General features: G+C 69.8%; 19 protein-coding genes. 10 read left to right on the forward strand and 9 right to left on the reverse strand.

Annotated elements, in window-relative coordinates; all coding sequences use genetic code 11:
- The first annotated feature begins 124 nt into the window (after nucleotides 1-124).
- The gene (locus AB0N02_RS06080) at nucleotides 125-646 is read left to right on the forward strand and encodes an RDD family protein (protein WP_363943216.1); all 522 of its coding nucleotides are present in this window, start codon (nucleotides 125-127) and stop codon (nucleotides 644-646) included.
- A 63-nt stretch (nucleotides 647-709) separates the two neighbouring features.
- Entirely contained in the window at nucleotides 710-1,450 is a 741-nt protein-coding gene (locus tag AB0N02_RS06085; RefSeq protein ID WP_363943217.1) for a maleylpyruvate isomerase family mycothiol-dependent enzyme, read from the forward strand.
- 129 nt (nucleotides 1,451-1,579) lie between these two features.
- Here AB0N02_RS06085 and atpB read toward each other — a convergent pair whose 3' ends face one another.
- Nucleotides 1,580-2,353 (reverse strand): F0F1 ATP synthase subunit A, encoded by a 774-nt coding sequence (gene atpB / locus AB0N02_RS06090; RefSeq protein ID WP_363943219.1) that lies wholly within the window; start codon nucleotides 2,351-2,353, stop codon nucleotides 1,580-1,582.
- Between the two features lie 404 nt (nucleotides 2,354-2,757).
- On the opposite strand from atpB, the gene AB0N02_RS06095 reads away from it, so the two are divergent.
- Nucleotides 2,758-2,955, forward strand: a complete 198-nt coding sequence (locus AB0N02_RS06095; RefSeq protein ID WP_363943221.1) for a hypothetical protein — start codon at nucleotides 2,758-2,760, stop codon at nucleotides 2,953-2,955.
- 205 nt (nucleotides 2,956-3,160) lie between these two features.
- Here AB0N02_RS06095 and AB0N02_RS06100 read toward each other — a convergent pair whose 3' ends face one another.
- From AB0N02_RS06100 to AB0N02_RS06110, 3 genes are read right to left on the reverse strand one after another with little or no spacing between them, the layout of a single operon-like run.
- Nucleotides 3,161-4,924, reverse strand: coding sequence for a High-affinity nickel-transporter (locus AB0N02_RS06100; protein WP_363943223.1), 1,764 nt, complete (start codon nucleotides 4,922-4,924; stop codon nucleotides 3,161-3,163).
- Nucleotides 4,921-6,222, reverse strand: coding sequence for a hypothetical protein (locus AB0N02_RS06105; protein WP_363943225.1), 1,302 nt, complete (start codon nucleotides 6,220-6,222; stop codon nucleotides 4,921-4,923). Before AB0N02_RS06105 ends, AB0N02_RS06100 begins: the two co-directional genes overlap by 4 nt.
- 57 nt (nucleotides 6,223-6,279) lie before the next feature.
- Nucleotides 6,280-7,662, reverse strand: a complete 1,383-nt coding sequence (locus AB0N02_RS06110) for a DUF4331 domain-containing protein (RefSeq protein ID WP_363943227.1) — start codon at nucleotides 7,660-7,662, stop codon at nucleotides 6,280-6,282.
- 442 nt (nucleotides 7,663-8,104) lie between these two features.
- Here AB0N02_RS06110 and AB0N02_RS06115 point away from each other — a divergent pair, with 442 nt between their 5' ends.
- Nucleotides 8,105-9,850: an ABC transporter ATP-binding protein gene (locus AB0N02_RS06115; RefSeq protein ID WP_363943229.1), complete on the forward strand. Its 1,746-nt coding sequence runs from the start codon at nucleotides 8,105-8,107 to the stop codon at nucleotides 9,848-9,850.
- Nucleotides 9,851-10,729: 879 nt separating this feature from the next.
- A complete protein-coding gene (locus AB0N02_RS06120) occupies nucleotides 10,730-11,497 on the forward strand; it encodes a MurR/RpiR family transcriptional regulator (RefSeq protein ID WP_363943231.1) in 768 nt (255 codons plus the stop codon).
- A gap of 100 nt (nucleotides 11,498-11,597) precedes the next feature.
- Here the strand turns inward: AB0N02_RS06120 and AB0N02_RS06125 are convergent, their stop codons facing one another.
- Complete coding sequence (locus tag AB0N02_RS06125) at nucleotides 11,598-12,347, reverse strand: ABC transporter permease (protein ID WP_363943233.1); 750 nt, start codon at nucleotides 12,345-12,347, stop codon at nucleotides 11,598-11,600.
- Nucleotides 12,348-12,374: 27 nt separating this feature from the next.
- The gene (locus AB0N02_RS06130; protein WP_363943234.1) at nucleotides 12,375-13,334 is read right to left on the reverse strand and encodes an ATP-binding cassette domain-containing protein; all 960 of its coding nucleotides are present in this window, start codon (nucleotides 13,332-13,334) and stop codon (nucleotides 12,375-12,377) included.
- A gap of 371 nt (nucleotides 13,335-13,705) precedes the next feature.
- On the opposite strand from AB0N02_RS06130, the gene AB0N02_RS06135 reads away from it, so the two are divergent.
- The 3 genes from AB0N02_RS06135 to AB0N02_RS06145 all read left to right on the forward strand — a co-directional run bounded on the left by AB0N02_RS06135 (nucleotide 13,706) and on the right by AB0N02_RS06145 (nucleotide 17,204).
- Nucleotides 13,706-14,392 carry an SDR family oxidoreductase gene (locus AB0N02_RS06135; protein WP_363943236.1) on the forward strand — a complete coding sequence of 229 codons (687 nt, stop codon included), beginning with the start codon at nucleotides 13,706-13,708 and terminating at the stop codon, nucleotides 14,390-14,392.
- A gap of 296 nt (nucleotides 14,393-14,688) precedes the next feature.
- Entirely contained in the window at nucleotides 14,689-16,038 is a 1,350-nt protein-coding gene (locus AB0N02_RS06140) for a formimidoylglutamate deiminase (protein ID WP_363943439.1), read from the forward strand.
- A gap of 281 nt (nucleotides 16,039-16,319) precedes the next feature.
- Nucleotides 16,320-17,204: a sigma-70 family RNA polymerase sigma factor gene (locus AB0N02_RS06145; RefSeq protein WP_363943238.1), complete on the forward strand. Its 885-nt coding sequence runs from the start codon at nucleotides 16,320-16,322 to the stop codon at nucleotides 17,202-17,204.
- A gap of 1,123 nt (nucleotides 17,205-18,327) precedes the next feature.
- On the opposite strand, the gene AB0N02_RS06150 is transcribed toward AB0N02_RS06145, so the two are convergent.
- The 3 genes from AB0N02_RS06150 to AB0N02_RS06160 form a co-directional block, all read right to left on the reverse strand.
- On the reverse strand, nucleotides 18,328-19,245 hold the full coding sequence (locus AB0N02_RS06150; protein ID WP_363943240.1) for a DUF5753 domain-containing protein: 918 nt from the start codon (nucleotides 19,243-19,245) through the stop codon (nucleotides 18,328-18,330).
- A gap of 270 nt (nucleotides 19,246-19,515) precedes the next feature.
- Complete coding sequence (locus AB0N02_RS06155) at nucleotides 19,516-20,328, reverse strand: SAM-dependent methyltransferase (RefSeq protein ID WP_363943241.1); 813 nt, start codon at nucleotides 20,326-20,328, stop codon at nucleotides 19,516-19,518.
- Between the two features lie 1,572 nt (nucleotides 20,329-21,900).
- Complete coding sequence (locus AB0N02_RS06160; protein ID WP_363943243.1) at nucleotides 21,901-22,833, reverse strand: iron-siderophore ABC transporter substrate-binding protein; 933 nt, start codon at nucleotides 22,831-22,833, stop codon at nucleotides 21,901-21,903.
- A gap of 260 nt (nucleotides 22,834-23,093) precedes the next feature.
- Here AB0N02_RS06160 and AB0N02_RS06165 point away from each other — a divergent pair, with 260 nt between their 5' ends.
- Nucleotides 23,094-24,407, forward strand: coding sequence for an ammonium transporter (locus AB0N02_RS06165; RefSeq protein WP_363943245.1), 1,314 nt, complete (start codon nucleotides 23,094-23,096; stop codon nucleotides 24,405-24,407).
- On the forward strand, nucleotides 24,404-24,742 hold the full coding sequence (locus AB0N02_RS06170) for a P-II family nitrogen regulator (RefSeq protein ID WP_363943246.1): 339 nt from the start codon (nucleotides 24,404-24,406) through the stop codon (nucleotides 24,740-24,742). The genes AB0N02_RS06165 and AB0N02_RS06170 overlap by 4 nt, the downstream gene beginning before the upstream one ends.
- Nucleotides 24,743-24,745 lie beyond the last annotated feature (3 nt).

Below are 24,745 nucleotides of genomic sequence, written 5' to 3' on the forward strand. Positions count from 1 at the left end.
GACGACTCCTGTCGCCGTGGGGGAGCGAGCCGGGGAGTTTCGCGGGGTCGCCGGCCGGGGTCCGGCCTGAGGCGGAGGCGCCGGCCGTCCAGGGGTGAGATGGTGGAGGCCGGAGGTCGCGAGGATGACGGGTGAGCCGGGCTCCCGTGCGCGCCGGGTGGTCGCGCTGGGATGGGACTATCTGGTGATCGTCGGCTGGCTGGCGTTGCTGGCCGTGCCGTACCTCCTGGGGGTGAGGCCGTTCGCCCGGCCGGCGGACGCGTCCCCGATCGTGGCGGACCTGGTGATCACCGTGCTCAGCGTGGTGCCCGTGTGGGTCTACCTGGTGGTGACCGAGGCCGGTACGGCACAGGCCACCTGGGGGAAACGGCGCGCGGGGCTGATCGTGACCGCGGACGGCGGCGGGAGGGCGGGACTTGGCCGGATCATGGCCCGCAACGCCGTGAAACTGCTGCCGTGGCAGCTCGCCCACATCGCCGTGCTGCGGTTCTGGACGGCGGAGGACGACTCGGTGGTCGCGGTGCCCGCGATCGTGCTCTGTTACGTCCTGGCGGGGGCCACCGTGGCGTCGGCACTGCTGCGTCGTGACCGGGCGGCGCTGCACGACCTGGTGGCGGGCACCCGCGTGGTCGGCCGGGCCCGCTGACGGCCGCCGGGGAGGCGGGATCGTCAGGCCGAGACTGTCGGAGGCGTGGGACACCATACGGTCATGGACCACACTCGCTACCTCGACCTGATCCGAGCCGACAGCGACCGTCTGCTCGGGATGGCCCAGCGGAATCCGGACGCCATGGTGTCCACGTGTCCGGGCTGGACCAGCCTCGACATCGTGCGGCACGTCGGGGAGGTGTACAAGCACAAGATTCTCTGCATGGAGCTGGGGCGGCAGCCGGAAAGCGGGGAGCGGGGGTCGCGCCCGGACGCCGACGCCGATCTTGTGCTCTGGTTCGTCTCCCTGCGCGACAGGCTCATCGACCAGCTCGTCGCCCGCGGACCGGAGCAGAGGTCCCACACGTGGTTTCCCCCGGACCAGACGGTCGGGTTCTGGTATCGGCGGATGGCGCACGAGACGGCGGTCCACCGCGTCGACGCGGAGCTCACCTGCGGGCAGGAGAGTCCGGTGGATCCGGAGCTGGCGGCCGACGGTGTCGACGAGGTCCTCGGGTTTCTCACCCACGACTTCGGGGACAGGGCCGAGCAGTCGCGGGGTGTCGACCGTACGGTGGCCGTGGGCTGCGGCGGACGGCGGTGGGCGGTGACCCTGCGGAAGAACCGGGTGGAGTGGGCGGCGCGGGGAGCGGTGCCGGACGCCCGGATCGACGGCGAGCCCGGGGATCTCCTGCTCCACCTGTGGGGGCGGCGTCCGGCGGACTCGGGGTCCCTCACGAGTTCGGGCGACGCGACCGCGCTCGCCGCCTTCCGGGACCGCCTGCGTGCGGAGACCAGCTGACCGGAACCGGTCCGCGGGAGGGATCGGCCGGCCGGACCCCGTCCGCGGGGGAGACCGGGCGGCCGGTCCGGCCGCTTGCCGTCGCAGGGCAGGCCCGGCCTCCGTTACGGGCCTGCCCTGTGGCGGGGGTCAGTGCTCGGGGTTGAGCGAGGCGCCGATGAACATGGCGGTGAGCAGGACGAAGAGGTAGGCCTGCAGAAACTGGATGAACATCTCGAACCCGGTCATCACAATCGCCATGAGCACGCCGATCACGCCCAACGGGACACCCGGCAAGGTGGGCCGCTCGAACAGGAACCAGAAGCCGACGGCGCTGAAGAACGCCAGGATGATGTGCCCGGCGAACATGTTGGCGGCCAGCCGGAGCATGTGGGTGAACAGCGAGGTCACGAAGTTCTGCAGCAGTTCCAGCGGGACCAGCAGGACATAGGTGAGTTTGGGCAGGCCGCGGGGGATGAGGTTGCCGACGTATCCGGCCGCCCCCTGTGTGCGGACGCCCACGTAGATCTTGATGACGTAGACCGAGACGGCGATCACCGCGGGGAAGGCGAGGAAGGAGGAGACCGGCAGCTGGACGAGCGGGATCACGCCCATCAGGTTCCAGATCCAGGTCAGCAGGAAGATGCTGAGCAGCAGGCCCATCCAGCGGTCGGCGTCCCTGCCGAGAAAGGGGCGGGCGGCCTGGTCGCGGACGAACAGGTAGCCCATCTCCGCGACGTTCTGCAGACCGCGCGGCACCAGTTTGGGGTTGGCGAACGCGGCCCACAACAGGGCGCAGATCACGACGGCTCCGGCCAGGGCCGTCAGGGTCGGTTTCGTCAGCCAGTACGGCGCGCCCGGCCAGAGCGGAGGGAAGTGGAACAGATCAAGACCTGGCGGCTGGAAGTCGTCTGATGCCTTCATCGGCGCTCCCTTCGGGGGGCGTTCTTTTGTGAAAGATTTCACAAAGCCTTGGATTCGGCCATTCCCCTCCGGGTCAACATCATGATCATGTGATTTCGGCGGTCACACGTCCGAGCGTCCGGCCGCCCCGGTTCTCCCTGGACACTTTCTCCCGGGCCTCCGGTCTCTCCTGGGCCGTCTCCGCCCGTCTTTCCCGGGAGCACCCCTTTCCGGCCCGTCTCTCACGACTGGACGCATGCCTGAGCGGACCGAGTTCCGAACCCCGCGAACCGGGCGCCGGTCACCGTCCGCCGCGCCGGGGCCGCGTCTCCCGGCGCGGGCGGGGACGATCGGAGGGCGCCGGGCGCATATCCGGCCGTCCGAGGGGAAGCTGACGGACCTCATCTGCCGAAGGAGTGAGGACCGTGGGTCTCATGGACAGGCTCAACCTCCGTGAGTTGAAGGCTCGGGCCAAGCGGAAGCTGGGCGCCCGGACCGGCGACCGCAGGCTGGCCGCCGAGGGCCGCACCGAGGAGGCCGAGGCGAGGTTGCTGAAGACCCAGGACGAGATCCTGGAGAGCGTGGCCGCGATGCGCAGGGAGTACGGCGCCCGCCGTCGCTGACCGCTGACCGCTGACCGCTGACCGGTGCCTGGTGGCCGGTGGTGCCCAGTGGCTGGTGGCTGGTGGCCGTCGCGCCGGGTAGCCGGTGTCCCGCGGGCGGAGTCCGTTTCCGAGCCCGCGGGGTGCCGGTCGTTCGCGGAGTCCGTTTCCGGGTCCGCGGGGCGCCGGTCATCCGTGGACGCCGGTGCCCGGCGGGGCCGTCCGGTCAGCCGGCCCCGGTGAGACTCCGTACGGCCAGCCCCAGGCCGAGCGCCACGACGACGACGGCGGTGCCGACCGGGGCGAGTCCGGACAGGCGGGCGGCCACACCGGTTCCCCCGGCCGTCAGGCGGTCGAGGCGGCCGGCGAGCTTGACCAGCAGCAGGCCGGTGACGGTGAGCGTGCCCGCCATGCCGAGGCCGTAGGCCAGGACCAGCGCGACCCCGAACCAGGTGCGGCCGAGGCCGATCGCCCCGAGCAGGACGACGAGCGCCGAGGGACTGGGCACCAGCCCTCCCGCGATCCCCAGCCCCACCAGGCCTCGCCGCGAGCGCCTGCCGCCGCTGTCGTGTGCCGTCTCCCCGCCGGGCCCCGCGTCCGGCTCCGGGCCCTCCCGCTCCAGAACCGCGACCCGGGTGCCTTCCAGGACCGTGTCGCCGGGCTCCGCGGGGTCGTGTCCGTGATCACGGCCGGAGCGCCCGTGCCCGTGCCCGTGCTCGAAGGGGCCCTGGTCGAGGTGGTCGAAGCGGCCGAGGTGGCCGAGGTGGCCGTGACCGTGGCCGTGCCCGTGGGCCGGGGGCTCGCCGGTGCGGTAGGAACGCCAGGCGGAGCGCAGGAGCCCGGCGCCCACGACGGCGATCAGCAGGCCGCTGGCCAGGCCGAGCCAGGCGAGCACGGACTCGCCGGTGAGGACGGAGAAGGCGCTCAGCAGCAGGCCGATGACCAGGACGCCCACGGTGTGGGTGGCGGTGACGGTCGCGCCGACGATCAGCGCGTCGCGGGGGCGGCCCCTCCTGCCCGCCAGGTAGGCGGCCATCACGGTCTTGCCGTGCCCGGGGATGAGGGCGTGTCCCGCGCCGAGGGCGACGGCCATGAGCACCGCCAGCAGCCCCAGGGGCGCGGTCAGCGACTCGGTGCCGACCAGCCCGGTGAACGTGCGGTCCAGCCAGGCCATCGCGTCACCCAGCGGGCCCGAGGAGATCAGCGGCAGTGCCATCGCCGCGGGCCCGTTTCCCGGGGCGACGCCCAGCTCCGCCGTGCGCTGGTCGAGCGGGTCGGCCAGCAGGTCGTCGGGATAGGTCCGCAGTTCCCGGCTGACGCTCGTCCCGGGCACCGAGGAGCGCGTCAGCCGTACTCCTCCCGAGGCGACCGCGGTGATCTCCCGCCACCCCATCCGGTCGGACAGGAAGCCGTCGCTGAAGCCGACGGTCCCCCGGGTCTCCGCGGCGGCGGACAGCCCGCAGGTCAGGCGGCTGGTTCGCAGGCCGCCCTGACCCTCGGCGTAGCCGAAGTCCGTCTCGGTGACCCGCCACGCCACCGCGGTCCCGTTCACCGTCAGCCGCTGCGCCCCGGCGAGCGCGGCGCAGCGGGCGGTGCCGTACGCGGACAGTTCGGCGTCGGAGACCTCGCCCGAGCCGTCGGTGTCCACCTCGGCGCGGCTCTGCAGGGTGGGCAGCTCCGCGCTGTCCACGATCGCCAGGTTCTCCACCCGGTCCGGGGTGATCCGCAGGCCGTTGTAGTGGTTGACGGTGAAGTTGCCCAGCGGGTGCGCGGGCGGGGCCACGAAGAACGGTGCGGTGACGGCCAAGGACGCCGAGGACGAAGAGGGCAAGAAGGACAAGGAGGGCAAGGGGGGCGCGGAGGGCAGGGCGCCGGCGGGCGGGGGCGGCAGGGCGAGTGCCGCGCACAGGGCGGCCGGGAGGACGAGAAGACGGGACAGCGCCGGGACGAGCGCCTGTCGCGCGGGCCGCGGGGCCTTCGTCGGCATCATGACAGCCTCCCGAGGGCGGGCAGGTCGGGTGAGAAGGCGGGGTCGGCCTCGTGGGCGAGAGAGGAGGAGCGCCGTGACTCCTCCGCCATGCCCAGCGAGCGTTCGATCTCGGCCCGGTGGTGGTGCGACAGGGCGTTGCGCCAGCCGGTCGAGGTGGCCTTCCTGGCGTACGGCAGCGCCTCGCGGTCACGGCCGTCGCGGTGTAGAGCCCAGGCTAGGGCGTCGGCGGCGATCAGGTTGGGATGGCGGCCGTACTCGGCTTCGGCGTGTCGTACGGCCAGGTCAGGGGAGCCGTGGTCGGCCTCGAACTCGGCCCGGGTGAGATCGTCCACGACCCCGGCCTGTTCCGTCAGGCGCTGCTGCGCGCGCAGCAGCGCCCACTGTGGAGAGGGGTCCCGGCCCGCCTTGGCCAGCACCTCGGCGTACTCGGTCACGTACTGGGGCAGGGGGAGCCGGGCGACCACGGCGCCGTAGAGGTCGATCGCCTCCGGCAGCCTGCCGCCGAGCGCGGCGGCCCTCGCGGTTCCCGCGAGGGCGGGAGTGAAGGCGGGGTCGGCCTTCAGGGCGAGGCCGTACTGCTCGGCCGCGCCGCGCAGGTCGCCGGAGTGCAGGGCCAGCTCGCCCAGGTAGTGGCGGCAGTAGGCGATGTCGGCCGGGGTGAGGGCGTCGTCGAGGGCGTGCCGCAGCATGTCACGTGCCCGGGCACGGTCGCCCCTGATCTCGGCGTCGTAGGAGGCCCGGGTGAAGGCGGTGACACCGGGGCGCAGCTCCATCATCCTGTCGACCGCCCGGGTGGCCTCGCCGTAGCGGCCCAGCTGGGTGTAGGCGTCGGCCAGCACCGCCTGGGCGCCCAGGCCGTAGGGGTTCGCGGCCGCCGCCCGGGTGGCCAGCCGTACGGCCTCGGCGAAGTCGTGGCGGCCGGCGGCGAGCGCGGCCCGGCCGGTGAGCACGGCGAAGTCGTCGGGGCTCAGTTCGGCGGCCCTGGCCAGCGCGCGCTCGGCCCTGAGGTAGTGGGACGGGTCGGCGGTGACGCGCGCCCGCTGGACATGGGCCAGGCCCAGCCGCGCCCAGGCCTGGTGGTCCCCGGGCAGTCTGCGGAGCCGGGCGGTCAGCGCGTCGATCGCGCCGCCGAGTGAGGTGGCGGAGACCGGGATCTCGGCGAGTCCTTCCCGGCGGGCCGGGGAGGTCCCGGCCGCTGTCGGCGGCCGCTCGCCGGGAAGCAGGGCCGCTCCCGCGGTCAGCGCCACGGCCAGGCCGAGCGCGCCTATGGTGATCCGGATTTTTGCGGAAATCTTCACGATGATCCCCCAGGACCGGACGCGGGGCCCGGAAGACCGGGCCCCGCGCCTTTCGGGTCAGCTCTTGTCGGCCGACGTGTTGCCGGGCAGCGGGATGTAGGGGAACCGCGCGCCGAACGGCTTGTCGTTGCCGTTCACCTTGTCCCCGTCGGCCAGCGCGTCGACGAGCCTGCCGGTCTGGGCGGCGCCCGCCATCGCCTGGACGGCGATGTCGATCACGTCGTCCCCGAGGCGGCGGCCGTTCGGGAAGCCCTGCAGGTCACCGGCGAGCACCCCGAGCCGGTTGGGGTTCTGGGCGGGGGCGATCGCCATGTTCAGCCGCAGCATCTCCGAGGGGCGCAGCCTGCCCGCGTCCTTGTTGAGGCTCTGCGAGTTGAGATCGGCCTTGATGGGGCCGTTGGCCTTGGCGATGCCGGTCAGGAAGATCTCGACCAGGTCCTGGCGAGGGGTTTTGGGAGCCTTGACGCCGTAGACGGCCTCGAACAGGCGGGGCAGTTCCGGATCGGTCACGCGCTTGACGACCTCCGGGAGGCCGGCGTCCTTGGCGGGGTTCAGCGCGTTGAAGGTGTCCTTCAGCCCGGCCGGGAGCACCACCTCGTTGACCAGCGGCTGCCCCAGGCGCGAGACCTGGACGTAGCCCCTGGGACTCCACTTGTCCACGGTCGACCAGACGCCGATCACGGGGTTTCGCGTGGAGTCGCCCCTGAGCGCCACCTCGTTCTTGGGCACCTGCAGTGCCAGGGTGTGGACGTTGTAGCCCTTGAAGGTGTCCTGGCCGACCTCGGACAGGTCGCCGCCGTAGAGCAGGTCGAAGACCCGCAGGTCGGCGAAGAACGCCTCGTCGGACTGGCCGGCGAACGTCTTCCCGCCCCCGGGCAGGTCCTTGATCGACTGGGCGCGCAGCGCGGCGTAGTCGGGCATGGAGGCGGGACCCGTGTCGCTCGGGGCGGCCACGCCGTTCGCGACCAGGGTTCGCGTGCCCCTGGGAGTGATCCTCTTCAGCGTGTAGCGCTGCCTGAACAGCAGGTTCTCGTCGCCGAGTGAGGTGACGGGACCGTTGTCGTACAGGAAGGTGTCGTTGCCCCGCCTGTCCTCGTTGCGGAACGTCCACTGGTAGACGATGTCGGGGCGCGCGTCGCCGTCACCGTCAATCTTGATGTTGTAACGCGACCCGGTGTCGAACCGGTAGAAATTCGGCCCGCCGTTCGGCTCCTCGAACGGGATGAAGTTCGCCATCAGCGTCACGGTGTCCGCCTTGTCGGGGCTGACGAACGCGTAGACGTCGGTGTTGTCGTTGCGGGGATCGCCCGCGATCATGGGTGCCTCGCGGTGCGAGGAGGCGGTGCCGGGTTCGGCCCTGAGCAGGGCGAACGAGGAGGCGGTCAGTGCCCCGGCGAGCCCCAGGCCGATCAGGGCGCGCCGGTTGGTGCGGAGCTCCATGTCAGTTGGTCCTTTCCACGACCGGTCACGGATGTGACCGGTTTTGTTGGTTCCGGGGGAGAAAGGATCCGGCCGGATTCCCCGACCTCCTATTCGCCTCCGGGGAGCCCCTGGATTGGAGGAACTTTTCCCGCCGGGAATCGCCGGAAAAGGGATGGGGAATTCGCGAATTTCGTCAGATAGGGAGTGGAAAAGAGCTCTTTCCCTCCGGCCGGGCCCGGAGGGGGCGGGCGGGATCGAGGCGGGATCGGAAGGGGTGGCGGGGATCGCCGTCGTCGCCCTTTTCGTCAACCGCCGTTGACATGAGTCATTGTGTCAACCTATGTTGACGACATCGACTTTCGTCTACGGAACCAGACGAAACGCCCGGGGTGGGTGCGTGCGCGGTAGATAGGAAGCACGTCGATCGACGGTCGGTCATGTCACTTCAGGGGAGACGAAATTGCCGGAGACAGCGTCATGGCGGCTGTTGGTCACGTATGTCCGGCCGCACAAGGCCGCCCTGCTGCTCGGCGGGGTGCTCAGCCTGGTCGGCTCGTTCGCCGGTCTGGCGATGCCGCTCCTCGCCAAGACCGTCATCGACGCCTTCGGCGCCAACCGCTCCCTGCTCGGGCCCGTGCTGGGCCTGACGGCCGCCGTGCTCGTCGGCGCGGCCGTCGGCGCGCTCGGCAGGTACGTGCTGGAGCGCATGGGGGAGGGTGTGGTCTTCTCCGCCAGGCGGAGCCTGGTGAGCCGGATGCTCAGGCTGAGGGTCTCCGAGGTCGACCGGCTCAAGCCGGGAGACCTGCTGTCGAGGGTGACCTCGGACACCACCCTGCTGCGCGCGGTGTTCACCGAGGGCGTCGTCGAGATGGTCAGCGCGCTGTTCATGCTCGTGGGCGCCGTGGTGATGATGGTGCTGATGGACGGGCTGCTGCTGCTCATCACGCTGGGGGTCCTCGTCCTGGTCGGCTCGCTCGTCGGCCTGGTGATGCCGCGCATCCGGCGTGCCTCGACCCAGGCGCAGGTCGCGGTCGGTGAGATGGGCGCGGTGCTCGACCGGGTGCTGCAGGCCTTCCGCACGGTCAAGGCCAGCGGGGCCGAGAACCGGGAGATCGCCACCGTGGACGCCGCCGCGCGAGAGGCACGGGACAGAGGCGTCGCCGTCGCCTGGTGGACCTCGATCGCCGGCATCTCCGCCTGGGTGGCCGCGCAGCTCGCCTTCGTGGCCGTGCTCGGTGTCGGCGGCGCACGGGTCGCCTCCGGCGCGCTGGAGGTCTCCTCGCTGATCGCCTTCCTGCTCTACCTCTTCTACCTGGTCGCCCCCATCGGCCAGCTGGTCCAGGGGTTCACCCAGATGCAGAACGGCCTGGCCGCCGTGAAGCGGATCCGGGAGATCGAGGAGCTCCCGGCTGAGGAGATCGCGGACCGGTCCCGCGAGTCGGACCGGTCCCGCGAGGCGGGCACGGCCCCGGCCGGGGTGACCTTCGACGGCGTGGTCTTCCGCTACGGCGACGACCGTCCCGTCGTCCACGACGGCGTCTCCTTCGAGATCCCGGCCGGCGGGATGACCGCCCTGGTCGGCCCGTCGGGGGCGGGAAAGTCCACGGTCTTCGCCCTCCTCGAACGCTTCTACGAGCAGCAGGCGGGGACGATCGAGGTCGACGGCCGCGACATCAGGCGGTGGCCGCTGTCCGACCTCCGCGCGGCCCTCGGCTACGTCGAGCAGGACGCACCGGTGCTGGACGGCACGCTCAGGGAGAACCTCGTCTTCGCGGCACCGGACGTCGGCGAGGCCGACATCCGGCGGGTGCTGTCGCTGACCCGTCTGGAGGACCTGGTCGCCCGGCTCCCCGAGGGGCTGGAGACCAAGGTCGGTCATCGCGGGGTCATGCTCTCGGGCGGTGAACGCCAGCGGGTCGCCATCGCGCGCGCCCTGCTGCGCAAACCCCGGCTGCTGTTGCTCGACGAGGCCACCTCCCAGCTCGACGCGGTCAACGAGCTACGGCTCCGCGAGGTGATCGCCGAGGTGGCGCGGGAGACGACCGTGCTGGTGATCGCCCACCGTCTGTCCACCGTGACCGGCGCCGACCGCATCGTGGTGATGGAGGGAGGCGGCGTGCGGGCCGTCGGCACGCACGGGGAACTGCTCGCCGACGACGACCTCTACCGCGAGCTGGCCGCCACGCAGCTGCTGCTGCCCGGCTGATCGGCGAACCCCGGGGACGTCCGGCAGAGGCGCGCGGTTCGCCGGCCGGTCCGTCGCGGACGGGTGAGGCCCGACGATTCGTGGCGCGCTGCGGGCCGGGGCCGTACCGCGGGACCGGGTCGAACTGATCTCCCTCATTTCGTACTGATCCCGCAAATTTAAGTGGTGCGGAGTGCGATGGTTCGGACACCCGCCTCGCGGGCCGGTTGGCCGAGGTGGAAATCGGGCATCCGCCCTCTGCGGAGCCTCTTCTTCGCTCAGGAGCGTCCATCGGGCGCTCGCCGAGTTCGATCTCCGGGCCAGTCCGTGCGGGGCGAGGGCCAGGGCACAGGTCGATGTGGCAATCGGAAGGACGGGCGTCCCAGAACTGCGGCCTGGGACGCCCTCCCCTCCCCGAACCCCGGTCCTTCCCCGTGATCCTCTCCTCTGCCGCGTCCCGGGGGCGTCCCGCCGCCGTTCCCCGCGTCCCCGCGGGCGCCGTGCCCCCGGGACGGTCGCGGTCTCGCATCGCCGGAACGGCCGAGACGCGCGGGTAACAGTATGAATATGCTTATTCATACCTGACGGAGTGGCCCGGGAGGCCCGGCCCGGTCCTCACGGGCGTCCCGGGCGCGGATACGGTCCCGCTCCCCGCTCCCCGCTCCCCGGGGGCCGGGGACCGGGGACCGGGGAGCGACGGGGGCGTCGCGTTCGCCCGGAGGTGTTCGTCCGTGTCCCGGTGGCCCGATCCCGGCGTCCGCTGTCTCTTCCACCTCCTGTCGCGGTGTATGAACGACACCGGGGCGGGAGGGAGAGGGAATGCCGGTGGAGGATCGTGCGGTTGGAGGGGACGTGGGGGACGGACTCGATCGACTTCTGGAAGGCCGAAGGCTGTCGCCTGTGCAGCGGCGGATCGCGCGTTACCTCGACGACCATCTGGCGGAGGCGGTCTTCCTGTCCAGCGTGGAGCTGGCCGAGCGCGCCGGAGTCAGCCAGCCGTCGGTGACCAGGTTCGCCATGGTGCTCGGCTTCGCGGGATATCCCGAGCTCAGGCAGGCGCTGCGCCCTTTCGTCGTGGGGGAGCGCAACCCCTCGCGGGCCAACGACCTGCAGATCGCGATAGACGCGGAGATCGAGAACCTGCGGAGTGTGCGGGACAGGCTGGCCGACCCCTCGGCCATCGCCGAGCTGGGCGTCGCGCTGGCCGGATGCGAGCCGTTGCCCGTGCTCGGGCTGCGCGTGTCGAGCGGGCTGGCCACCACCTTCGCCTACTTCGCCCGCCGGATCCACCCCGACATCCGCCTGCTGACCCACGGCGGTTCCGAGCTGGCCGACGGCCTGCACGCTGCGCGCAGGGCGGGCGCCGCCTGGCTGCTGGCCGTGATGCTTCCCCGCTATCCGGCCGAGGCCGTACAGGCCCTCAGGAGCGCCAGGAAACTGGGCCTGCGGACCGCGGTGATCACCGACCGGCGTGACGTGCCGTTCGAGGCGGACGTGGTCCTGGACGCCCCGGTCGGTGAGCGCCTGGTGTTCGGCTCGCACACGGCGCCGCTCGCGCTGGCCATGGTGCTGGTGGAGGCCATGGCGGACGCCGCGCCGCTGCGGACGCGGGCCAGGCTTGAGGAGTACGAACGGATGATCGACCAGGCCGGGGTCTTCACCGAGTAGCGGTCCCGGATCTCCGGTCGGCCGATCCCGTGCCCCGGCCCCCGGGAGCGCGGGGCCGGAGCACGGGATCGCGGGGGGCGGCGCGAGATCACGGGGGATCTCAGCCCGCCAGCTTCCCGAGGGAGCGGACGGCCCAGGTGAGGGCGAGCGCGCCGAGCACGACGAAGAGGCCGAAGGCCACCGGGATCGTGCCGTCGCCCAGGTGACCCGCGAACAGGGAGCGGCCCGCCTCGACCGAGTAGTAGAGCGGGTTGAACCTGGCGGCCGTCTGGAGCCACTGCGGCCCGAGGGAGACCGGGAGCAGCATGCCGGCCAGCAGGGTGAGCGGCAGGGCGAAGAACTGCACGATCTGCGACATGCCGTTCTCGTCGCGGATCGCCAGCGCCAGGCCGTAGGAGAGGCCGGCGGCGAACAGGCCGGTCGCGGCCATGAGCAGGAGCATCAGCAGCAGCGCGGCCAGGCCCGGCCGCAGGCCCATGAGCACGGCCACGCCCATGATCAGCAGGGCCTGGAGGATCAGCACGACGACGTCCTTGGCCACCCGGCCGAGGATGATCGCCGGCCGCCAGGCCTGGCTGACCGCGAGCCGCTCCAGCACGCCGTTCCGGGTCTCGTTGATCATGGAGAAGCCGGTGAACATCGAGCCGAACAGGGCGATCATCATCATCGCGCCCGGGGTGAACATCCGCAGCGCCTCGCCCATCGTCCCGCCGTGGGTCGTCTGGGTCAGCAGCGGGGCGAACAGCAGCAGGTAGAGCACGGGTTGCAGGATGCCGATCAGCGTCCAGGCCGGGTTGCGGCGGACGTTGCCCAGCTCGTGGCCGAAGAACAGGATGGTGTCGCGAAACATGGGGGTCCTTAACGGTCCTGGTGGGGGTCAGGCGGCGTCGCGCAGGGAACGGCCGGTGTGCCGCAGGAAGACGTCGTCGAGCGTGGCCCGGTCGAGGGAGATGGACCGGATGGCCAGGCCGCCTACCTCCAGGGCGCGCAGCAGGGCGGGCAGGTTGTGCTCGCCGTCGTCGAGGTAGGCGCGCAGGGCACCGTCCTCCGCCCGGGTCTCCTTGATGTACGGCTCCGCGCCGAGAAGCCCCCGCGCCGCGGGCAGGTCGTCCACCTTGAGGGTGACGACGTCCCCCGCGATCTCCCTCTTGAGGTCCTCCGGGGTGCCCTCGGCGACGATCAGGCCGTTGTCGATGATGACGAGCCGGTCGCACAGGGCGTCGGCCTCGTCCAGGTAGTGGGTGGTCAGCAGCACGCTGGTGCCCTGGTCTCGCAGGGCGCGGACCTCCTCCCACAGGTTGGCGCGGTTCTGCGGGTCAAGACCGGTGGTGGGCTCGTCGAGGAAGACCAGCGGCGGCCGGTTCACCAGGCCGATGGCCAGCGCGAAACGCCGCTTCTGGCCGCCGGAGAGCGTCCTGACGGGACGTCCGGCGATCTCGGTCAGGCTGAAGGCCGCGAGCAGCTCGTCGGCGCGGGCGAGCGCCTGTTTGCGGGAGTGCCCGGCCAGGCGCGCGGCCAGGACCAGGCTCTCCAGGCCCGGGGCGTTGTCGTCGACGCCGCCCGCCTGGCTCACGTACCCGATCCTCTTCCTGACCTCGGCGGCCTCCTTCACCACGTCGTGCCCGGCGACGACGGCGGTTCCCGAGGTGGGGGCGGTGAAGGTGGCGAGCATCCGCACCGTGGTGGTCTTGCCCGCGCCGTTCGGGCCGAGGGCGGCGAAGATCTCGCCTTCCTCGACGGACAGGTCGATGCCACGGACGGCCTCGACCTGCTCGGGCTTACCCCGTCCGCGTCTGACGGTGAAGGTTTTCCGTAGATCGCACGCTTGAATGATCATGAAACTCCGTTTCGGGCAATGCTCAGGAGAGCCGGGGGCGATCGGATGACTTCCGGAAGGCCCCGAGGCGGATTCGGATGGTGCGGAACGACGCGGAGAACGCGAAAAAGGAACCGGAGCCGGGAAGGGGGCTCCGGGGAGAGTGAACCTCCGAGGAGATACTGACCCTCTCGCGGCGAGAGGTTCAAATTGGCTTCGGGGAAGCTCGCTGTTCTCGACCTTCTCGGCGGCCCCGTCCAGCCACGTGAGCCGGGCCCGGAGCCGGAGGATGTCGAGCCGGAGGCACTCGTCGATGTGCCGGGGGCGCCGTAGGCCACTGACCCCGGAGCGTCCCGGACCCGAGACGTTCCGCCCGGAGTAGGGTGATCCGCATGTCCGCACGCCCTGTAGCACTGGTGACCGGAGCCTCCCGGGGAGTGGGCGCCGCGATCGCGCGAGCCCTGGCCCCCGCCCACGACCTGCTGATCGGCGGCCGGGACGCCGAGGCGCTGGCCGAACTGTCCGCCGAGCTGCCCGAGGCGCGTCCCTGGCCGGTCGAGCTCACCGCGGTCACCGAGGCCGACGTGGCCGGGATCGACCGGCTCGACGTGCTGGTGCACAGCGCGGGCACGGTGGCCCTGGGGCGGATCGAGCAGACCCCGGCCGAGGTCTGGCGGCGCACGATGGAGCTCAACGTGATCGCGGTCGCGGAGCTGACCCGGCTGCTGCTGCCCGCGCTGCGCGCGGCCTCCGGCCAGGTCGTGCTGATCAACTCGGGCGCGGGGCAGCGGGCCAACCCGAACTGGGCCTCCTACGCCGCCAGCAAGTTCGCGCTGCGCGCGTTCGCCGACGCGCTCCGCCTGGAGGAGCCGGAGCTCCGGGTGACCACGGTCTATCCGGGACGGATCGGCACCGACATGCAGCGCCGGGTGCGGGAGCAGGAGGGCGGGGCCTACGAACCGGACAGATACCTGTCCGCCGACTCGGTGGCACGGGTGGTGCTGGCGGCGGTGACGGCCTCCCCGGACGCCCACGTCACCGACATCACCGTCAGGCCCTCCGCGGGCCCGGTCAACTGAGCCGCCCCCGGTCCGCGAGGCACGGTTCACGAGATACGAGCCGGGACGAGCCGGGACGAGCCGGGACGAGCCGGGACGAGCCGGGACGGGGCAGGGCGGTCGGACCTCGGGGGTCGGAGAACGGCCGCGGGACATCACTTGATCGCGCCTTAAACGACCCTTTGGTGCTTCATGTGAGGAGCACGGCCCGCTCGTGAATGAGATCATTCACATAATGGAGGGGTGTTCGCCGAAACGTCCGACCGTCACACGGGGACCGCCGTCCGGGTAGCCGCACTGGAGGACACGTGCCGGAGATGAGCTACTGGTGCGAGCTGGCCTGGCTGCCACCCGGCGAGGTCACGGCCGGAGTGCTCGTCAGGATCGCGGACTCCAGGATCGCCGATGTCGTCCCCGGTACGGCCACCCCTCCGGCCGATGCCGTACGGCTGGGCGGTCTGACGCTGCCCGGGCTGGCCAACACGCACTCCCACGCCTTCCACCGGGCGCTGCGCGGGACGGCACAGTGGGAGAAGGGCAGCTTCTGGACCTGGCGCGAGCAGATGTACGGCGTGGCCGGGAGGCTCGACCCCGACTCCCACCTCAGACTGGCCACGGCCGTCTTCGCCGAGATGGCACTGGCCGGGATCACCTGTGTCGGGGAGTTCCACTACCTCCACCACACTCCGGGCGGCGGGCCGTACGACGATCCGAACGCCATGGGGCACGCGCTCGTCCAGGCCGCGCGGGAGGCGGGCCTGCGCATCGCGTTGCTGGACGCCTGCTACCTCAGCGGCGGCATCGGCGTCCCGCTGACGGGAACCCAGCTGCGGTTCGGCGACGGCGACGTCGAGAGGTGGGCCGTCCGGGTGGAGAAGCTCCTGAACGCCTACCGGGGAATGCGGGACGTCGAGATCGGGGCGGCCATCCACTCGGTGCGCGCGGTCCCGGCGGAGCAGATGCCGATGATCGGCGCGTTCTCCCACCACCACGCCGTCCCGCTGCACGTCCACGTGTCCGAGCAGCGCGCGGAGAACGCCGCCTGCGTCGAGGTCTACGCCGCCAGCCCCGTCCAGTTGCTCAACGAGCACGACATCCTCGGCCCCCGCACGACGGCCGTACACGCCATCCACCTCTCCGACGTGGACATCGCGCTGCTCGGCCAGTCCCGCACCCACGTCTGTACGTGCCCGACGACCGAACGGGACCTGGCGGACGGCGTCGGCCCGGTCAGGGCGCTGTTCGAGGCGGGCTCGCCGATCACGCTCGGCTCGGACAGCAACGCGGTCATCGACCTGCTGGAGGAGGCGCGGGCGGTCGAGCTGGACGGACGGCTGCTCAGCGAACAGCGTGGCCTCTGGACGGCCGCGGAGCTGCTCCAGGCCGCCGGCGCGGACGGGCACGCCTCCCTCGGCTTCGCCGACGCGGGCATGCTCGTACCCGGAGCGTGGGCCGACCTGGTCTCGGTGCGCCTCGACTCGGTCCGTACGGCGGGCGGCTCCCGCGCCGGCGCCGCGGAGGTCACGGTCTTCACCGCGACGGCGGCCGACGTGCACTCGGTGGTATCCGGCGGACGCAGGGTGGTCGAGGAGGGGCGGCACATCCTGGGAGACGTGGGCGCGATGCTCGGCGCGGCGATCGCCGGAGCGCGCGGCGGTCACGTGTGAAACACGTGGTTTGAGGCGTCTCCGAGAGGGAAGCGAGGGCCCTTATGACGCCGGGCCCGAGGGCATCCTCCTTGAGGAGGAAATCCAGAACCGTTCTCCCGGCGTACCTTTTTAGGGAATCTTTGCCCTGATCCGAGCGTTGATGAGACAAGCGGCATGTCCGCACGCATGGGGTCTTGAGTGAGCGTGCGGGCCTGCCATAAGCAGGCGGAGCGAGGTGCCATCGGATGGCAAGGCCGACGGGGAATCGGACGCAGGATCAGCACGTCTCGGATCGAGACTTGCTCGGGACATACCTGGCAGAGATCGGGCGGGTCCCCCTGCTCACCGCGGAGGAGGAGGTAGACCTCGCCAAGCGGATCGAGGCGGGTCTCTTCGCGGAGCAGTTGCTGGACGGCGGGTTGACGGAGCCGCGGATCGCGGACGCCGCCGATGAGGAACTTGAACGACTGGCGGTTTCGGGGCAGCGGGCCAAGGACGAATTCATCCAGGCCAATCTACGTCTTGTGGTGGCGGTCGCGCGCAAATACTCGGGGCGCGGAATGCCGCTGATCGATCTGGTGCAGGAAGGGAATCTGGGATTGGTGCGGGCGGTGGAAAAATTCGACTACCGCCGCGGCTACAAGTTCTCGACGTACGCGACCTGGTGGATCCGCCAGTCCGTGGGCCGCGCGATCCACGAGCAGGCCAGGCCGGTCCGGCTGCCCACCCACGCGGGTGAGCAGATGACCAGGCTGATGCGGGTACGGCGCGACATGCTGGCCGAGTTCGACCAGGAGCCGACGGACGCCGACCTGGCCGAGGTGCTGGAACTGCCGATCGAGCGGGTCCGCGAGCTTCGGCGCTGGGCCTCCGACCCGGTCTCCCTGCAGCTCGGCGTGGGAGACGAGGACGAGACCGAGCTCGGCGACATGATCGCCGACGAGACGTGGGCCGATCCCGAGCAGCAGGCCATGGACATCCTGGAGCGCGAGCGCCTGGAGCAGTGGCTGACGGGTCTGGAGGGGCAGACCCGCGAGATGCTGCGCTGGCGTTACGGCCTGATGGACGGTCGCGAGCACACGCTGACCGAGGTCGGCGAGCGCTACGGCATCGGCCGTGACCGCGCTCGTCGCATCGAGCGTGACGCTCTGGCCCGGTTGCGGAAGATGGCCATGGCGGCCTGAGCCTGTCATCACGGCCCGGTACGGTTCCGCTGTGAGCCGTACCGGGCTGTTCTGGTTTCGGCGTTGCTTGGGCTGTTCCGGGTCATTCTGGTTTCGGTGTTACTGCTTGGGCTGTTCCGAGCCATTCTGGCTGAGGCGCGTTGTTTGGTGCCGGAATGTTCGTGTTGCCGTGTTTTCGCTTGGTGTGGGGTGTTTCCCGCTGTCGCGTGGTGGGTGCTGGGGTTGTGTTCGCGCTGCGGGGGGTGGGTGGTCCGGCCGGCCGTTGTTGGTCGCGCTCTGGTGTGTTCAGGCCTTCGGCCTGGCGGGTGTGGTGGTTTCTGGCTTTTTATACGCCGGCCGGACCACCCACCCCCCTCCGCGCACGCTCTGCCGGGCCGTAGGGCCTGCGGGCCGTGGTTTCTCTCTTCCGGGCCGCGCATCGAGCTCGTGGAGGCTGAAGCGACCGGCCGGGATCGTCGAAGGTCGATCGCCGTAGCTGAAGCCCCTCTTTCGAAAGGAGCGCAGGGCCGAGGTGGAAAGCTGCGCCCCCTTGAGAAGGGCCTCCCCACCCGTGGGGCGCCAGCTTCGGTGAAGCGACCGATGCCCACCCCCAACACTTAAACGAGTCCCACCACCCCTAATTTCCCCATCGCCCCTACCAGCCCACTCCGACCAACTCCGACCGACCGCCCCGCCCCACTTCGGCTCCCACCTTCCAGTCTCCGCCCCGCTCTGCCCCCACCTCCCAGTTCCCGCCAACCACCCCAACGTCCATCCCGCCAACCACTTCAACCTCCACCCCGCCAACCACCCCACCCCACGCCTGTCGGGCTCTCCTCCAAGCGCCGGGACGGTGAGGAGTGTCGCGGACCTGCTCGGCGCCAATGGGCGGCGCAAAGCCCGGATGCCCTTGGCGACCGGTCTGCTGACCACATCCCGCGGCACCGCGCCCGGCGGAGGGAACCTGGCACCGCGTCAGGCGGAGGGAATCCGGCACTGCGCCCGGTGGAGGGAACCACACCGGGGTGGCGAGGTTCGTTCGGTCGCCGGGATGTTGTCCGGCGACGCATCCGAGTCGGCCTTGGTCACCGAGTCGGTCTTGGTCATCGAGCGGGTACGACCGTTTGTGAGGAGGGGCTCGTCGTCAATGTCTGGAGAGTCTGTTGATGCTCCAGTGGAGGATCTTTCGCGTCCGGGTCGACGGTTCGGCCTGGATGCCCAGCTGGTTCATGATGTGCCAGTAGCGCTGGACGTCGCTCGGCTTGTCGGGGCAGACGGCGCCGGTGAGCTGTCTGAGATAGACCACGTCCGGGAGCTGTGGCTGGGGCATGCGCAGGATGGTGATGGGCCCGCCGGACGCGGCGTGGCCGCCGGCGCTGAACGGCATGACCTGGACGGTGACGTGGTTGAGTTCGGCGATGTCGATCAGGTGCTCGAACTGGGCGCGCATCACCGCCGGGCCGCCGATCGGACGGCGTAGTGCCGCCTCGTCGATGACGGTCCACAGTCTGGGGGCGTTCGGCCGGTGCAGGATCCGCTGCCGTTTCATGCGCAGTTCGACGTGACGCTCGATCTCGGCACTCGTGATGTCCTGGTGGGTGAGCCGGATGACGGCACGCGCGTAGTCTCTGGTCTGCAGCAGATCGGGGATGAGCTGGACTTCGTAGCCGCGGATGACGTCGGCGGCCTGCTCCAGCCCGAGATAGGAGTCGAACCAGCTCGGCACCAGGTCGCTGTAGGAGTGCCACCAGCCGGGCAGGTTGGCCTCTTTGGCCATCGTCAGCAGCGTGGCGCGCTCCGCCTCGTCGGTGAGGCCGTAGAGGGTGAGAAGATCGGCTACGTCGCGTTGTTTGAAGCCGGTGCGCCCCAGTTCCAGGCGGCTGATCTTGGAGCGTGACCCCCGGATCGTTTCGCTCGCCTTCTCAAGGGAGATGCGCCGCTCCTCCCGCAGCCGGCGAAGCTGGACGCCCAGCAGCATTCGCAGGACGGTGGGCCCGGTGTCGGTGAGGGAATCGTCCGGGATCCGGCTGGTGGATCGGCCCCTCGTGATCTCGATGTTCATGCTCAATCACTTTCCTTGGCGACAGCCGCCGAGGTCGGACCGTGTTGTGCCGCCTCGGACGAACTGGAGTGCGGTGACCGTTCTTCTCACGACGGGTGAGAAAGGATCACTGTGTGTATGGGCGTGAGAAGATGCGCGAGCCGGGCTTCGAACGAGGGGGGTTTCTGAGCGACGGCCGGTTCGGCAGGTTCGTTTTCACCGTCCGTGAACGAGTGAGCCCACAGCGGGCCGGCCGCTCACGGCGTGTCCCGCGTGAGGTGCTGTGAGGCCCTACCTTTTGCGGGCGACGCCGCCCAGCACGCCCACATCGGTGGACGAGCCAAGGAGAGGCGTCTCGGGCCGCCACTGTGTGATCGGAACGACGCCGGGCTCCAGGAGGTCAAGTCCGTCGAAGAAACCGGCGAGTTCCTCCGGGCTGCGCAGGTGGTAGGGAACGGCGCCGCTGTCGTTGTACTGCTGCGTGGCCGCGCTGTTCTCCGTGTTGGTGTCGGCGCTGTCGTTGAACACGAGGAAGCTTCCCGGAGGCAGGGCGTCCATGAGCCGTCTCACAATGGCGTACGCCTCGTCGGTGTCGCGGATGTGTCCCGTGATCTGCAGCAGCACGAGTGCGATGGGCCGGGTGAAGTCCAGCGTGCTGGCCGCGGCCGCCACGATCGTGTCCGGGTTGTGCAGATCGGCGTTGATGTAGGTGGTGACACCCTGGGGAGTGCTGGTGAGCAGGGCGTCGGCGTGCACCAGCACGAGGGGGTCGTTGTCGACGTAGACGATGCGTGACTCCGGGGCCACTCGCTGGGCCACCTCGTGGGTGTTGTCGACGGTCGGCAGGCCTGTACCGACGTCCAGGAACTGGCGGACCTGCTCCTCTCCGGCCAGGTGCCGGACGGCTCGGGCGAGAAAGTGCCGGGACGTGCGGGCGAGTTCGGCGATCCCCGGGAAGATCTCAGCGAACTGGTCACCGGCCTCGCGGTCGACCGGATAGTTGTCCTTGCCGCCCAGCCAGTAGTTCCAGATCCGGGCCGAGTGTGGCACCGTGGTATCAATTTCGGGCGATTGCGAAAAATGGGATGAATCATCGCTTGTCACCACGGGGGAGTGTCTCCTGCCGTACGCGTATTCCGCCGTCGTTACCCACGATAAGGTCAACTACCCTGTTCGGTAGCCAGTTGTTACTGATTGTGTCGATATTTATATTCGGACGACCGCTTCGTGGGGAAAGAGGTGACATGTTATATTTTGCCGCCACGGTGAGGCTGTGCGCCCGTGCGACTGGGTCCTCCCGCTCCATCGGATGGCCGGAACCGTCCAATGGCTTCCGGTGAGGATGGGGGGCGTTGATCGCCTGTCGTCGGGGAATGTCCGAGATATCCACACAGTACGTTTTGACATGATTTCAGGCCACAAGAACACCTTTGGTTGATCCCCTGTGGCCCCGTGGCCTTGTCGGGTGGCGCGTTACCGGCGAGTGGCGTGCATGTCGTTCGCGATCGGACGACGTGACGAGCCGATCTCCGCGGGAGAGAAGCCCAACCCGGGCCCGGGGCCGGGGCGGAAGCCGGCCTCCACCCATCGTGGGCGGTGCGCCAACGGCGAAGGAGGAACCTGAAGGGTCGTGCTCGGTGCGTTCGCCGCCTTGATCGGCATCTCCGGTTGACCGCCTTATTGACGATGATCCACAGATATGGTGGATCATCGTTTCCGGGGGCTTCTGCCGTACGACTCGTACGGCCACTCGCCGGTCTATCCCCTCCTCTGAAGCTTCGATTCGCGCTCGCAGATGTGAGGAGACGACGCTTCGGAGAGGAGGCAACGCTTCGGACTCCAGGCCCAAGTGGATCTCGAACCATTCGAGTACGGCCTGCCCGCAGACATGTCATCGGCCGCGCTGCCGGGCCCCATCTACGGTCTGCCTTCTTTGGGGAAAGTTGGGCAGTCGTTTTGACGGTTGCCGAACGGTGGCCTCAAGAGGAGCCGATGGTGGTCACGCGCGGTGGCACTCAGCGCACCTGAATCCGATTACTCGAAGCAGTGATACGGCGCCCCGTCAACGAATTCGGCTCGCACGTCCGTAGTGGTGGGCACGATCGCGGTGGGCGCGTTTGCGGATGTCGGCCTCGTGGTTGTGGGGCGAGGACGGTTGGGGCGAGGACGGTTGGGGCGAGGTGGGGCGATTGGTCGGGGTGGGGTGGCTTGGGGCTGTGAACCGGTCCCAGTATTAGGTGGGTGGGCATCGGGCGTCTCACCGAAGCCGGCGCCCCACGGGTGGGGAGGCCCTTCTCAAGGGGGCGCAGCTTTCCACCTCGGCCCTGCGCTCCTTTCGAAAGAGGGGCTTCAGCTACGGCGATCGACCTTCGACGATCCCGGCCGGTCGCTTCAGCCTCCACGAGTTCGATGCGCGGCCCGGAAGAGAGAAACCACGGCCCGCAGGCCCTACGGCCCGGCAGAGCGTGCGCGGAGGGGGGTGGGTGGTCCGGCCGGCGTATAAAAGCCGGAAACCACCACACCCGCCAGGCCGAAGGCCTGAACACACCAGAGCGCAACCAACAACGGCCGGCCGGACCACCCACCCCCCGCAGCGCGAACACAACCCCAGCACCCACCACGCGACAGCGGGAAACACCCCACACCAAGCGACAGCGGGAACAGCCCCCGGACGGATCACTGAGCCTTGGCGTACTTCTCCAGGTCGTCGAGGATCTTCCCGGCAGCCGTGACACCGATGCCGAGCATCCAGGTCTCGTCGTCCACGGTGTGCGCACGACCGTCCTTGACGACGGGGATGCTCTTCCAGAGCGGGCCGCCGGTGACGGTCGCCTGGCTCTGGGCCGCCTGGTCGCCGTAGGCGCTGTAGAACAGGACGTCGCCGTCCGCCTGGGAGAGGTTCTCCTGGCTCAGCTCGCCGAAGCGCTTGTCCTGGGCGTCGGACAGTCGCTGCGGTTCGGGACGGCCGAAGCCGGCGTCGCCGACGACGATGCCGCTGAACGACTCGGGACCGTACATCCGGATCTGGGTGGGCATGAAGCGCACGATGCTCACCTTGACCACCTCCGAGCCGCCCAGGGCCCGCGCGCGACTCTGGTAGTCGGCCAGGAGCTTGTCCGCCTTGGACTTCACACCCAGCGCGTCGGCGTCGAGGAGGAAGTTCTCCTTCCAGGTGGTTCCGACCTTCTCCGTGAACACGGTCGGCGCGATCTTGCTGAGTTTGTCGTAGAACTGCTCCTGCCGGAACTTCGTACCGAGGATCAGGTCCGGCTTGAGGGCCATGATGGCCTCCAGGTTGGGCGTCTGGAGGGTGCCGACCGGTGTGGTGGCGTTCAGCGCGGCGCCCAGGTATTTCGGCCATGCCTGGTTTTCGGCCGCCTGGGCTGCGCCGACCGGGGAGAGCCCCAGTGACACCAGGGTGTCGAGCTTGTCGGTGTCGAGCACCACGACCCGCCGGGGAGACTCGGGCACCTTCGTCTCGCCCATCGCGTGCTTGATCGTGCGGGTCGCACCCGTGGTGTTCTCGCCGCTCCCACTGGTTCCGCAGGCCGTGGCGGTGACGAGGGACAGCAGGACGGCGACCGTGGCCTTGGTCAGGCGGGCGGGCATCGAATCTCCTCAGGTTCTTAGGTAAGGCATGCCTAAGCATAGTTTCGGACAGTTTTCCGTCCAGACTCGCCCCGTCCGAAACAAGCCCGAAACACCGTGTGACGGAGTTTCACAGATGCGAAACACAGGGCGCCGCGCCACGAAACCACCGAAGAAGACGCTGAAGCGCATCGTCAGTGCGCGGCCGGTCGACGGAGCCCAGAAGCGTTCACTGCGACCTGAGATCGGCCACACGCCATTTGTAAGGAGGGTCGCTTCGGATGAAGATCGATGGCGGCACCACTGCCTGGATGCTCACGGCCACCGCGCTGGTGTTGCTGATGACCCCGGGGCTCGCGTTCTTCTACGGCGGCATGACCAGAGCCAAGAGCGTCCTCAACATGATGCTGATGTCGTTCGCGAGCATCATCACCGTGACCATCGCCTGGGTGCTCTACGGTCACTCGCTGACCTTCACCGACAACGGCAGCAGCCTTGTCAACAAGTTCATCGGAGGCTTCGGCGCCCTCGGTCTGCAGAGCCTGGTGGACACCGCCACCAAGCCGGACGGTACCGGAATGCCCAGCCTCGTGTTCTCAGCCTTCCAGCTGACCTTCGCGATCATCACCGTCGCGCTGATCAGCGGTGCCATCGCCGACCGCGCCAAGTTCGGCGCGTGGGTGCTGTTCACCGTCGTCTGGGCCACCGTGGTCTACTTCCCCGTCGCCCACTGGGTCTGGGGCAACGGCTGGCTGTTCAGTCTCGGCATCGAGGACTTCGCCGGCGGTACGGTCGTCCACATCAACGCCGGTGCCGCGGCCCTCGCGCTCGCCCTCGTGCTCGGCAAGCGCGTCGGGTGGCGAAAGGAGCCGATGCGCCCGCACAACCTGACCCTCGTGCTACTGGGCGCCGGACTCCTCTGGTTCGGCTGGTTCGGGTTCAACGCGGGCTCCGAGCTCGCCGTGGACGGCACCGCGGGCCTGGCGTTCATGAACACCCAGATCGCCACCGCGGTCGCCGCGGGTGCCTGGCTCGTCGTAGAGAAGATGCGCGACGGCCACGCCACCAGCCTCGGCGTGGCCTCCGGCGCGGTCGCGGGCCTGGTGGCCATCACCCCGGCCTGCGGCTTCGTGGACCCCTGGGCGGCGATCGTCATCGGCGCCGTCGCGGGCGCGGTCTGCGCCTGCGCCGTCGGCCTGAAGTACAGGCTCGGCTTCGACGACTCGCTCGACGTGGTCGGCGTGCACATGGTCGGAGGCGTCCTCGGCGCGGTCTCGCTCGGCTTCCTGGCCGCCTACCCCTTCCTCGAACAGCAGAGCAAGGGCCTGGTCTACGGCGGTGGCCTCAAGCAGCTCGGCCTGCAGGTCCTCGGCCCGGTGGCGGTCGGCGCCTACTCCTTCGTCGTCACCTGGGTCATCGCCAAGATCATTGACAGGGTGATGGGCTTCCGGATCAGCGCCGAGGAGGAGATCGCCGGCGTCGACATCACCTCCCACGCCGAGACCGGCTACGACCTCGGCACCGTGCACGCGTCGGGCATGGCCTCCCCCAAGGGCCCGGCGGTTTCCAGCACCGCGAAGAAGGTGAACGCATGAGACTCATCACCGCCGTCATCAAGCCCTTCAAGCTCGACGACGTGAAGGCGGCCCTGGAGCAGTTCGGGGTCAGGGGCATGACGGTCAGCGAGGCCAGCGGGTACGGCCGCCAGCGCGGCCACACCGAGGTCTACCGCGGCGCCGAGTACCAGGTGGACCTGGTCCCCAAGGTCCGGCTGGAGGTGCTCGCCGAGGAGGACGACGCCGATGACATCATCGACGTCATCGTCAAGGCGGCGCAGACCGGCAAGATCGGAGACGGCAAGGTCTGGTCCGTGCCGGTGGACACGGTCGTCCGGGTCCGCACCGGAGAGCGCGGACCCGAGGCGCTCTAACCG

The sequence above is a fragment of the Streptosporangium sp. NPDC051022 genome (genome assembly GCF_040683035.1).
Classification (GTDB): domain Bacteria; phylum Actinomycetota; class Actinomycetes; order Streptosporangiales; family Streptosporangiaceae; genus Streptosporangium.